An 11215-nucleotide genomic window follows, 5' to 3' on the forward strand; every position below is an offset into this window, starting at 1 on the left:
AATGATTAGATAATTATTGAACGCCTAATTTCTCTAATGTCTCTAATGTTAATGCACCTTTGTTTAAGTTTTGATCTTCTTGGTATGCATTAACTGCAGCGCGTGTTTCTGCACCATAAACACCATCAACTTGAGTAATGTTGTAGTCTTCAGCTTGTAATGCACGCTGTAGTTTTGAAACAACATCTTCAGTTGTATTTGTTTCACATAAAATCTCTTGCCATTTCAGGTAAGGTTCAGCTGTTTTAACGCTTGTGTCATAGGTCTCATATTCTGCAGGAATAGAGATTTTAGTCTCTTTCGCAGGTACATCTAACACACGTGTTTTAACCATTTTGCAAATTGCTGGGATTTTAACTTCTTCAGTTGTTGCTGGCGTATCTAACACGTTACTTGAAACGAGCTCATATACAGCTGGTGTCACGACCTGTTTCGTTGTTGCAGGTGTCACTAGCTCTTGTTTAGTCACTGTTTCATAGATAGCAGGTGTTACTACTTCTTTTGTTGTTGCTGGCGTAACTAGTTCTTGTTTAGTAACAGTATCGTAAACAGCAGGTGTTTTGACTTCTTTAGATGTTGGTGCTGTATCTAATGCTTTTGTTTTCACCGTTTTGTAAACAGCCGGTGTTTTTACTTCTTTAGTGTAAGCATCTTGGTCTAATACTTTAGTCGTTACCGTTTTGTAAACCGCAGGTACTTCAACTAAACATAAGATCTCACCAGTAGCGTGGTCAACTTTTTCAATTTCACCACGTCCTTTTTTCCACTCGGTGTGAGCTGGAGAAACAAGGACTTGCTCAGAAACCATTTTATAAGTTGCAGGTACAGTCACTAGCTCAGTTTTTTCTGGCTCAACCATAATACTTTCACTTACCGTTTTGTAAGTAGCAGGTACGGCAACAAGTGCAGTTTTCTCTGGTTCAACCATCACAGTTTCGGTGACCGTTTTATAAACTGCAGGTACCGCAACAAGTGCAGTTTTCTCTGGTTCAACCATGACTCTTTCAGTCACTGTTTTATAAACAGCAGGTACTGGCACCAATGTTATTTTTTCAGGTTCAACCATGATGTTTTCTGTTACTGTTTTGTAAGTAGCAGGAACAGGTACTAATTTAGAACTCGCTTCACGAATCGTTACTTTCTTTTCAACAACTTTATAAGTTGCAGGTGTCACTTCAATTCTAGACTGCGCTTCTTTAATTAAACGTTGCACAGGGTCAGTACGGTATTGAGCAGGCACTAATACTTTTGCATAACAGTGCCCTAATTCAGCATTTGGCGGAATAAGAGAGTTAGCAACTGAAGCCTCATCATTTGCACCAGGAACTGAAGGTGAAGAACTTAATGCTGCAATTGTTGTGTTTTTCTCTTCGATTTGTTCATTCAGCTTTTGAATTTGTTGATCTTTAATTGCTAAAGCTTCATTAGATGAGTCTGATACCGAACACCCTGTTACAGTAAGCAAGACAGCGGCTGATATGGCTGATACTTTGAAGTTATTATTCATTGTTTTTCCCTTTCGTTGAGTAATATCAAGTACTTTATCACAAAAATAACTTTTATTTGCCTATTTAATTCTCAGTTCGTGATATAGTTCATTAAATGTTTCAGAAATTATAAAAAGGAGTTTATTTTGAAAACACTAAAAACACTATTTACAACCTCTGTTCTAACACTAGCATTGGCTAGTAATGCCTTTGCACAAGATGGGGGTGAGGATTGCCCTGATTGTATAATGGTTCCTGATTTAAATGTCGAATTTAAAAACGACTCAACTGTATATATGAATGACGCTGAAAAAACGGAAATCGCCGAGTTCGCAACTTTCTTAAAAGAAACTGACTTATATGCAGTAATCGAAGGCCATACCAGCAAATTTGCAACAGCCACTTATAACTTACAACTATCTTCTGATAGAGCTGTAAAAATAAGAGCTGAGTTAATTAAGTTAGGTGTAAAACCTGCACAAGTCAAAGCGATTGGATTTGGTGAAAGCTCTCCATTGTATGATAACAACACAGAAATTGGTGCTCAGAAGAACCGTCGTGTTATTGCTGAAGTATTTAATGATGCCGTTGAATTAGCTGAATATGTTTCTTCAGAAAGAAGCCGTATCGCAGAGATAAAATACAAAGAGCAATAAGATTTCATCTCATCGTTTAAACCGTTAATCAAATTCTTGTAACAGTAAACTAACGAGATGCCATAATTAACCACTATCTATTCTGATAGTGGTTACATCCACTCTCTCTATTGTATTACAATTTCGCAATATATCCTTCCATTTGATACGTATTTACCTTAAACCTACAAAAATATGATTATTTATTCATTTTAAGCCCAAAAATATCTATTGCTTTGAAGATCTCTGCTATAGTCAACTATTAGCAAATAGATTTGTATATATAGGCTCAAAGCGTAAAAGGAATTATTGAGTGCTTAAAAATATCAAAATATTAATCTCCTTTTTGGTGCTTCTTAGCCACTTCTCACATTCAGAAGAGTTAAAACAGATAACACTAAAAACATCTTGGTTTGAACAATTTCAATTTGCAGGTTATTACATGGCAAAAGAGAAAGGGTTTTACAATCAAGAGGGACTTTCTGTATCCATAAAACCTTTCACCATAGCAAGCCAACCGGACACAGTTAAACAAATACTCAAGGGAGAGTTAGACTTTGCCGTTGGCAAAGAAAACCTCATCCTAGAAAAAGCAAAACATAAAAAAATCGTGGTTATGTATGCTTTATTCCAATCAAGTCCATTAACCTTGCTCTCTACAAAGTCCTCAAACATAAATACATTTGCTGATTTCCCTGGCAAGCGGATCATGACGAGTGTTGCAGACGCTAAACAGATCTCAATTAAAGCGATGCTTAATGCTAATCATTTAAAACTAACTGATCTAGAACAAATCCCTCACTCACATAATATCAACGACTTAATCAACAAAAAAACCGATATTATGTCTGCTTATATTTCTAAAGCCCCCTTTGATTTACAAAATAAAGGCGTGGAATTTAATATATTCTCACCACAATATGATGGTTTTGACCTATACAGTGACTACTTATATACCAGTGAAGATTTTATTGCTAACGACATAGCTTCTACCAAAGCCTTTAGAAAGGCCTCGTTAAAAGGCTGGGAATATGCTTTTGCACATATAGATGAAACAGTAAAAGTGATACTCGAGAAATATAACGAGCAAAATTTAAGTAAAGAAGCGCTCACTTTTGAAGCTGTTGCATTAAAGAAGCTTGCCTATTTAAACACCGATAAAATAGGTGTTGTTGATAAAACAAAAATACAAAAAAGCTTTGATCTATATAAAGTATTAGGGATTAATGAAGGGACGATTAATTACGAAAGATTCATTTATGACGAACAAAACCCCTATATTTTCTTCACTCCTGCTGAACAAGCCTATTTACAACAAAAGCAAAAAATAACAATTTGTGTCGATCCAAACTGGCTACCCTTTGAAGGTTTAGATGGTCATGGTCACCATGTAGGTACCAACAAAGTATTTATTGATACTTTTAGAGAGCAACTACCTATTCCACTTGAAGTCATTCCTACAGAAAACTGGCTTGAGTCTGTGGAGCTGGCAAAACAAAGAACCTGCGACCTACTGTCATTAGCAGCAGAAACAGAAGAGAGAAAAGCTTATCTTAATTTTACTTCCCCCTATTTAGTGTTTCCACGTGTACTCGTTACTAAGTACCACGTTCCTTTTGTTAATAATTTTAACTTATTAGCAAATAAAAGAATTGCGATGGTGAAAGGATATGCTCAACAAGACTTTATACGAAAAAACTACCCAAATATTATAATCGTGGATGTTGATGATGTAAAAAGTGGCTTAAAAAAAGTCGCAGATGGGGAAATTTACGGTTTTATCGATGGCTTAGATGCCGTGACTTACTTTTTAAAAGAGCATTTTTTAGGACAACTTAAAGTCAGTGGTAAGTTTGATCAAAAAAGAGAGTTAGGCATTGGGGTGAGGAGTGATCAGCCTGCTTTACTCACTATAATGGATAAGTTAGTACATAATTTATCACAAGAAAAAATAGCCACAGTGATCGACAGTAATAATTCAATCAAATATATAGAGACGTTTGATTACAGGTTACTTGGTTGGGCAGCTCTACTTATTGTCTTGATCGTCGCATGTTTTTGGTATCGTCAGAATATACTGAATAAACTAAACAAAAGCTTGAATGCTCAAATTGAAGAAAAAACCAAAGCATTAAGAGAGTTAAATGAAAGTTTAGAATTAAAAATTAAAGAAAGAACTCAAAAAATTGAGCACTCCAAAGAGCTACTTCGCGATGTGGCTTATAAAGACAATTTAACTGATACCTTTAATCGTCACTATTTGATTGAACAATCGCGATTATTTTTTAAAACCGCACAAGAACTTAATGAACCTTTATCGGTATTGCTCATTGATATAGACCACTTCAAGAAAGTGAATGATGACTTTGGGCATATTACAGGGGATAAAATTCTAAAATACTTTGTAAAATGCATACAGGAAGCATTACGTGTGGATGATTTATTTGCCCGTTATGGCGGAGAAGAGTTCGTTATTTTACTACCGAAAGCAGGTTTAGAGGAAAGTATCACAGTTGCCGAGAAGTTACGTAGTAAAATAGAGAAACACCCCTACCTTTCTAATAGACTAAACTGTTATATCAACGTAACGATAAGTATCGGAGTGAGTGAATATGCAATAGACGATACATTAGAAAGCTTAATTGAAAAAGCTGATATCGCTTTATACAAAGCCAAAGAGAAAGGTAGAAACCAGGTACAGTCAAATATTTAAGACTATTGATGTGAATAATAAAATGAATTATTTTCCCACAGCAATATTTTGCAGCGGGAAAGGTTTATGCCGCAAAGGACAGCCTATTGGCAAAAAATATTTCCACCGACTCCCAAACAGAGACACTAGCAAACTCTAAAATACTAAACACTAACCAACAATAAGGATCATGTTCGTACCATCTTAATCCAGCCGAATCGAGTCTAAATTCGTTCGCTTTTTCATCGCTTAATAAACTCGGATCCTGTTGCTCTACTAAATCAATAATTTCTTTTAAAATGGGCTCCCTAACTTCAGGCTCCATCTCTTTAAATCGATCCAGTCCTTTGCCCAATTGAGGACGTTTGTCATACCATCTACTCATAAATTCTACTACTTTATAATAATTAAGGTTTTCAATCTTTTTATAAAAAGATCAAACATCTGAACATTAAAGTCATATAAAGTTTATTATTATTTTACATATAACATTTAACAACAAAAAGATATTACACCAAAGGGTAGTTAATTTCATTATTTAAGCGAGGATTAATACTTGAACCTTAATTTGTGATAAATAACTAGATGAATATATTAAAAACACACACTGCTAAGTACTTAATATCGCTTATTTTTTAGCTGGCCTTGCTCTTTTTTTATAACTGCTAGTAGTGGACTTACTTGTTGTACGCTTTTTAAATCTTTTTGCCGCACTTGTAGGGCTGCTTGGTAAATTAACCAATGCTTGTGGTCCATCAGCGATCGCCTTAACAATAATCGCATCAAGTTTAGCTAACAAAGGTGATACAAAGCCTTGATAATTTTGCTGCTTGAGACTTATTGCATTTAATTGCATTTCCCATAACGCGGTCATATCAGGTAAGGTTAAACTATCCGGTAAGCTTTCAATGAGCTTACGCCCTACTTCTGTCGCTTGAATAGTTTTACCAACGCGTTGTAAAAACTGCCTTTTAAATAAAAGCTCAATGATCCCAGCCCTTGTTGCTTCCGTGCCTAAACCATCTGTATCTTTTAACACTTTTTTAAGCTCTGGATCTTGTACAAAACGGGCAATATTACTCATTGCTGCAAGTAAAGTCGCATCGGTAAAATACGCTGGAGGCTGAGTATTTTTATCAATAACTTCCCCTCGCTCACAGTGTAAAATCTGCCCTTTTGTTAACTGCGGTAAAAAGCTTTCCGATTCTTTTTGTGGAAACAAAATTTTCCAGCCGTCACTTATTTTAGACTTCGCTTTACTGACAAATAAGCCCTGATTAATCTCGATTTCAGCAATACACTCTGCATAACAATAATCATCATAAAACTGACATAAATATTGACGAGCCACTAACTGATAAATATTTTTGCTTATATTATCTAATGAGCTGCTCAGTTTTTTACTATCTGTTGGAATAATCGCATGATGGGCATCTACTTTACTGTCATTCCATGCTCTGCCTTTAATTGATAAATTAGCGCCTTCAACGGCCTGCTTCATCTCTATATCATTATGCTTAATAGCCAGGCTAATTGCTTTAGCTTGGTGATGATGATTACGCGGTAAATAACGTGAATCAGAACGCGGATAAGTGATCAGTTTATGTCGTTCATATAATGCCTGTGCTGCATCTAAAACCTGTTGTGCGCTATAACCAAATCGTTTGGCTGCATCAATTTGTAAGCTTGATAAGTTATAAGGTAATGGTGCTATCTGTTTTTTCTGTTTATTAACAAAACTCAACACCTTTGCTGGTTGGTTAGTAATACGTGCTGCCACATTTTCGGCTAAGCCTTTAACTAGTACTCGACCTTCACTATCTTGATATGGCGCACAGGCATCACTAGGCTTCCACTTAGCGGTAAAGTTTTCTCCAGCCTCTGTATTACAATGAGCTAACACTTCATAAAAAGGTTTACTTATAAATTGCTGTATCTCTTGGTCACGTTTAGCGACCAAACCTAACAGTGGTGTTTGAACACGCCCCACTGAGATAACCCCTTTATAACCAGATTTTTGTGCCAACAAGGTATAAGCACGTGTTAGATTTAATCCGTATAGCCAATCTGCACGAGTACGTGCTAATGCGGATGTTGAGAGCGGAATAAATTCTTGATTAGAGCGTAATGACTGTAATGACCGCTTCACGGCATTGACGGTTAAATCACTGATCAAACAACGTTCAACTTGCTGCAATTTAGCGCCTTTTACACCACTAAAATGGATAACTTCATCAACGAGTAACTGCCCTTCCCTATCGGGATCACCCACATGCACTAATTGATCTGCTTGTTTAATCAGTTTTTTTAATATGCTCAGCTGTTTACTGGTTTTAGGGACTGACTTTAATTTCCACTGTTCAGGTATAATAGGGAGGTGTTCGAACTTCCACTGCTTAAAACTAGGGTCATAAGCTTCGGGATCCACTTGTGTTAAAAGGTGTCCGATACACCAACTAACAACATCTCCATTGCCCGTATAAATACAACCGTCTGCTTTACGATGTGGTTTAGGCAATGCATCGGCAACGGCTCGCCCTAAGCTTGGTTTTTCGGCAATATATAACTTCAACGTGGACTCCAACTGTTTTTATAGACAGTATTTTATATGCTACAATAATTCAAGTCCATCGCGCTTTATTTGCAACTAAATTAACCAATAGCGGTCTATTTTTCAGTATAGATCGCATCTAAGTCTGTTAGTTAACAATAGCGCTTCGATTGTTAATGAAGTTATTAAACAAAGTGTAGGTTGAATCGTCTGAAGTAAAAAATTCATAGCTCAATGTTTGACTAATTAACCTGCCTTTTATAATACTGATGCTCAATAAAATTACTCATGACAGTGTACAGGAAATAATTATGACCCATTCTACGATCAAAAATGCAGCTCTATCTGCAGCAGCCCTTTTACTCCTTAGCGCGTGTAATGATCAACAGCAAACCACCAGCGAACCAACTGTGGTAGAAACTGAGCAAGAGACTGCTGCCCAAAATAATATAGAAAAACCAACCTTATTAGAAAGAGCCACTGCAGATGCCGCTAAAGCAAGAGAAACAAATAAAGATTCCTCTTGGGATAATGTGAAAAAATCCAGTAAAGAAATTTGGGATAAAAGTAAAAAAACTAGCCAAGAAGCACTTAGTTTAAGTATTGAATCAGGTAAAGACGCATGGCAAAAAAGCAAAGAAACTAGTTTAGAAGCTTGGGAAGGTGGTAAAGAAAAAACACAAGCACTCTGGGAAGATGGTAAAGAAACCAGTCAAGGTTTATGGGAGAACGGTAAAAGCACTAGTGAATCTCTCTGGCAAGATAGCAAACAAAAAAGCAAAGACCTGTGGGATGAAAATAGCCAAAAGCTGAATGGTTTATTTGAAGAGTCAGACCAACCAGATGCATTTGAAAATGCCGATAAGGCTTTTGAAGCAGATGAAATTTAATTTTCTCTGCTTATTACTGATTAGTATAATTGAATAACTGGATATAAATAAACGCTTACGCCTATTATGTTTAAAAAGGTCATTATATAAAAATAACGCCGAAAAGGCTTTTTAGTGGTTTTATGGTTAAACAGCATTTGCCCAAGCACACTACCGAGCCAACTACAGCAAAGTGCTAAACCATAAAAATGTTTCTGGGGTTCTTTGCCAATGTTTAATCGCAGCCAACTTACCCATTCCATAAAAAATAAAACGAAGTAAATTAATAACCACTAAATAAGCCAACAACCAACTAGGGAATCATTGCATAGACTGAGCATAAAAAGCACCCAGCCCATATAAAATGGCGAGCATTACCTACAATTACTTACCTAACTTACCCACCAATTCAATCAGCGATGCTTGAAGTTGTTTGTTAACGACTTTATTCGTCACGATATCAAAAACATCAAAAAAGTTAGGTACTGATAGCTCTCCTTTTACATCGGCGGCAAAATAAGTCGCAGACCCTGAGGCAGAAGCAAGCACAGAAGCAGCGCCACCTGGACCAGGAGAAGTGCCTAGCATCAACATAGGGGTATCTTGATACACCTTCATATCAATACGTGAAGTCCAATCAAAGAGGTTTTTATAAGCAGCTGTGTAAGACCCATTATGCTCTGCAAATGAGATGATAATTGCGTCAGCTTCTGTGATCTTATCGTAAAAATCCAGTGCTTGTTGTGGTTTACCTAACTTAACTTCACGTTGAATACTGTAGATTGGCATCTCATAATCATTGATATCCAGTAACTCTACTTCAGCGTCTGTAATTAGACTGGCAGTGTATGCAGCTAACTTTTGATTAATTGAGTTTTCAGAATTACTGGCGGCAAATGCTAATACTTTCATATTGATTCCCTTGTTACTTGAATGACAATAAACTCTGGTTTAATCGTTCTTTTAGTTATTACGACATAATGGGTAAAATCACTAAAAGAGTCACAGAATTTACCTTTGTGTCTCAGTACATATTTATAGTTAATATTCACGTTATGTTAATGATTCTTATAACGTTAACCTTTGAAAACATTTTAGCACCTTCATTCCAGATCATTCAATGACGATAATTGATATCATTTCCACAGTATGTAAACTTTTCAATCTACGTCACTTATATGAAGCTTTACTAAAAATAGGTGAAAAAAAAGGTTGATGTAATCATCAACCTTTTTATGACAGAAAATATAAGGGAAAGGTGCCCAGATTAGTTCTGTACTACTTTAAAAAACATAGAGAATCACTTCTCTGCAAAGATAAAATATCTTTAGCTATCTAGGTAATCCAAATCGTCGTAATCATCACCTAATAGCTCTTTTAAACGTTTTCTTTCTTTAATTTCTTCAATACTACGGCGTACTTTGCCTCGTTTTCTGTCGTTCATTAATGCTTGTTTCTTTTTCACTGATGAGTTGTCCTCATTCCAGTCATCTTCAGAAAAAAAGTCAACCATATCTTGTGTGTCGTCTTCAGTTTGTAGAGAGTTTCTATTACTATTTGCCATTTTAGTTCTCCAATCATGACAGTATTGCTGAGCCGATTATCGGCTTATATAACTACAAAAATTAATATTTAAATTGTGTGGTATGGGTGACTTTATTCGGATTTAAATAAATAACCATACACTCTCTTTTTAACTCATTATTCGAAAAATTCAATATAAATATTCAAAATAAATTAACTAAAATATTTTTTATTAAAAAATATGCGATTAGTGCATTATTTTAATACAGATTTAAATTATACCCAGCTAAGTGGTCGGACATATTAAACACATTGATTCATAACAGAGAATATACAATTAGCCGATAAGCGGTTACATTAACCACTTATTTTTAAGACGAGAAAAAGGGTGAATATGCAATTTTCAACGTTAGGTAGCAGTGGTGAATCAGTTTCGCGTGTTTGTTTAGGCAGTATGACGTGGGGGTTACAAAATAATCAGCAGGATGCAGACCAACAAATTGCCTATGCTTTAGCACAAAACATCAACTTTATTGATACGGCAGAGATGTACGCGGTCCCGCCTTCAGCAGACACTTATGGTAAAACTGAATCCATCATCGGTCATTATTTAAAAAATAACCCAAGTCAACGCCAAGATATTATCCTCGCCTCTAAAATTGCAGGCCCAGGCTTACCCTGGGTAAGAGATGGTGGTCCTATCACAGGAGAAGCTGTAATTAGCTCTGTAGAGGCTTCTTTAAAGCGCTTACAGACCGATTATATCGATCTTTATCAACTACACTGGCCAAATCGTCAATCGCCGCACTTTGGTCGTCATCAACCAAACCACTTTAAATTCTCTGACAGTGATGCAAACGAGCAGACGGAGTCTATGCTTGACGTATTACAAGGTTTAGAAAAGTGTGTTAAAGCGGGCAAAATTCGTCATTGTGGTTTATCCGATGATACCCCTTGGGGCATTAATACTTTCTTAAAATTAAGTGAGCAACATAATTTACCGCGCATGGTCTCGATTCAAAATGAATTTAACTTATTGCATGCCAAAGATTGGCCTTACTTGATTGAAAATTGTGTGCATGAAGATATTGCTTATTTACCTTGGTCACCCTTAGCAACCGGTATGTTAAGTGGCAAGTACTTGAATGGTGAACGCCCTGAAGGAAGCCGTTGGACATTACAACAACGTAACGGTTTATACCGCGATACTGAAACCAGTAAACAAGCCATTAAAGCTTATCAAGAGATTGCCACAGCGAACGGGATCACTGCTGCACAGTTAGCATTAAAATGGTGCGATCAAGTTGATGGAGTAACGTCAACTATTATTGGGGCAACAACAATGGCACAATTAAAAGAGAACATTGATGCCTTTAAAGATCCACTTTCTGAGCAAGCATTGTCAGATATTAGTGCCGTGATCAAACAATACCCTGCGCCTTATTAATCTATTTAAT

Annotated in this window: 10 protein-coding genes; 4 read left to right on the forward strand and 6 right to left on the reverse strand. The window is 36.2% G+C overall.

Going from position 1 to position 11215, the window contains the following annotated elements; all coding sequences use genetic code 11:
• Nucleotides 1–13: 13 nt before the first annotated feature.
• A complete protein-coding gene (locus DS885_RS02630; RefSeq protein ID WP_113817857.1) occupies nucleotides 14–1507 on the reverse strand; it encodes a peptidoglycan-binding domain-containing protein in 1494 nt (497 codons plus the stop codon).
• Nucleotides 1508–1633: 126 nt separating this feature from the next.
• Between DS885_RS02630 and DS885_RS02635 the strand changes: the two genes are divergently transcribed.
• Nucleotides 1634–2143, forward strand: a complete 510-nt coding sequence (locus tag DS885_RS02635) for an OmpA family protein (RefSeq protein ID WP_113817858.1) — start codon at nucleotides 1634–1636, stop codon at nucleotides 2141–2143.
• Between the two features lie 292 nt (nucleotides 2144–2435).
• Nucleotides 2436–4835 carry a diguanylate cyclase gene (locus tag DS885_RS02640; RefSeq protein WP_113817859.1) on the forward strand — a complete coding sequence of 800 codons (2400 nt, stop codon included), beginning with the start codon at nucleotides 2436–2438 and terminating at the stop codon, nucleotides 4833–4835.
• A 64-nt stretch (nucleotides 4836–4899) separates the two neighbouring features.
• On the opposite strand, the gene DS885_RS02645 is transcribed toward DS885_RS02640, so the two are convergent.
• Both DS885_RS02645 and DS885_RS02650 read right to left on the reverse strand, forming a co-directional pair.
• Nucleotides 4900–5199, reverse strand: coding sequence for a hypothetical protein (locus tag DS885_RS02645; RefSeq protein WP_113817860.1), 300 nt, complete (start codon nucleotides 5197–5199; stop codon nucleotides 4900–4902).
• A 243-nt stretch (nucleotides 5200–5442) separates the two neighbouring features.
• Nucleotides 5443–7386 carry a DNA topoisomerase III gene (locus tag DS885_RS02650; protein WP_113817861.1) on the reverse strand — a complete coding sequence of 648 codons (1944 nt, stop codon included), beginning with the start codon at nucleotides 7384–7386 and terminating at the stop codon, nucleotides 5443–5445.
• Between the two features lie 290 nt (nucleotides 7387–7676).
• Here DS885_RS02650 and DS885_RS02655 point away from each other — a divergent pair, with 290 nt between their 5' ends.
• Complete coding sequence (locus tag DS885_RS02655) at nucleotides 7677–8255, forward strand: hypothetical protein (RefSeq protein ID WP_113817862.1); 579 nt, start codon at nucleotides 7677–7679, stop codon at nucleotides 8253–8255.
• Between the two features lie 20 nt (nucleotides 8256–8275).
• Here DS885_RS02655 and DS885_RS17870 read toward each other — a convergent pair whose 3' ends face one another.
• From DS885_RS17870 to DS885_RS02670, 3 genes are all read right to left on the reverse strand, one after another.
• On the reverse strand, nucleotides 8276–8497 hold the full coding sequence (locus DS885_RS17870; RefSeq protein ID WP_113817863.1) for a DUF1294 domain-containing protein: 222 nt from the start codon (nucleotides 8495–8497) through the stop codon (nucleotides 8276–8278).
• Between the two features lie 121 nt (nucleotides 8498–8618).
• Nucleotides 8619–9146 carry an NADPH-dependent FMN reductase gene (locus tag DS885_RS02665; protein ID WP_113817864.1) on the reverse strand — a complete coding sequence of 176 codons (528 nt, stop codon included), beginning with the start codon at nucleotides 9144–9146 and terminating at the stop codon, nucleotides 8619–8621.
• 415 nt (nucleotides 9147–9561) lie between these two features.
• Entirely contained in the window at nucleotides 9562–9798 is a 237-nt protein-coding gene (locus DS885_RS02670; RefSeq protein ID WP_113817865.1) for a PA3496 family putative envelope integrity protein, read from the reverse strand.
• 354 nt (nucleotides 9799–10152) lie between these two features.
• On the opposite strand from DS885_RS02670, the gene DS885_RS02675 reads away from it, so the two are divergent.
• Nucleotides 10153–11205, forward strand: coding sequence for an aldo/keto reductase (locus DS885_RS02675; protein ID WP_113817866.1), 1053 nt, complete (start codon nucleotides 10153–10155; stop codon nucleotides 11203–11205).
• Nucleotides 11206–11215: the final 10 nt, after the last annotated feature.

This window comes from Psychromonas sp. B3M02, assembly GCF_003318165.1.
In the GTDB taxonomy this organism is placed as follows: Bacteria; Pseudomonadota; Gammaproteobacteria; order Enterobacterales; family Psychromonadaceae; genus Psychromonas.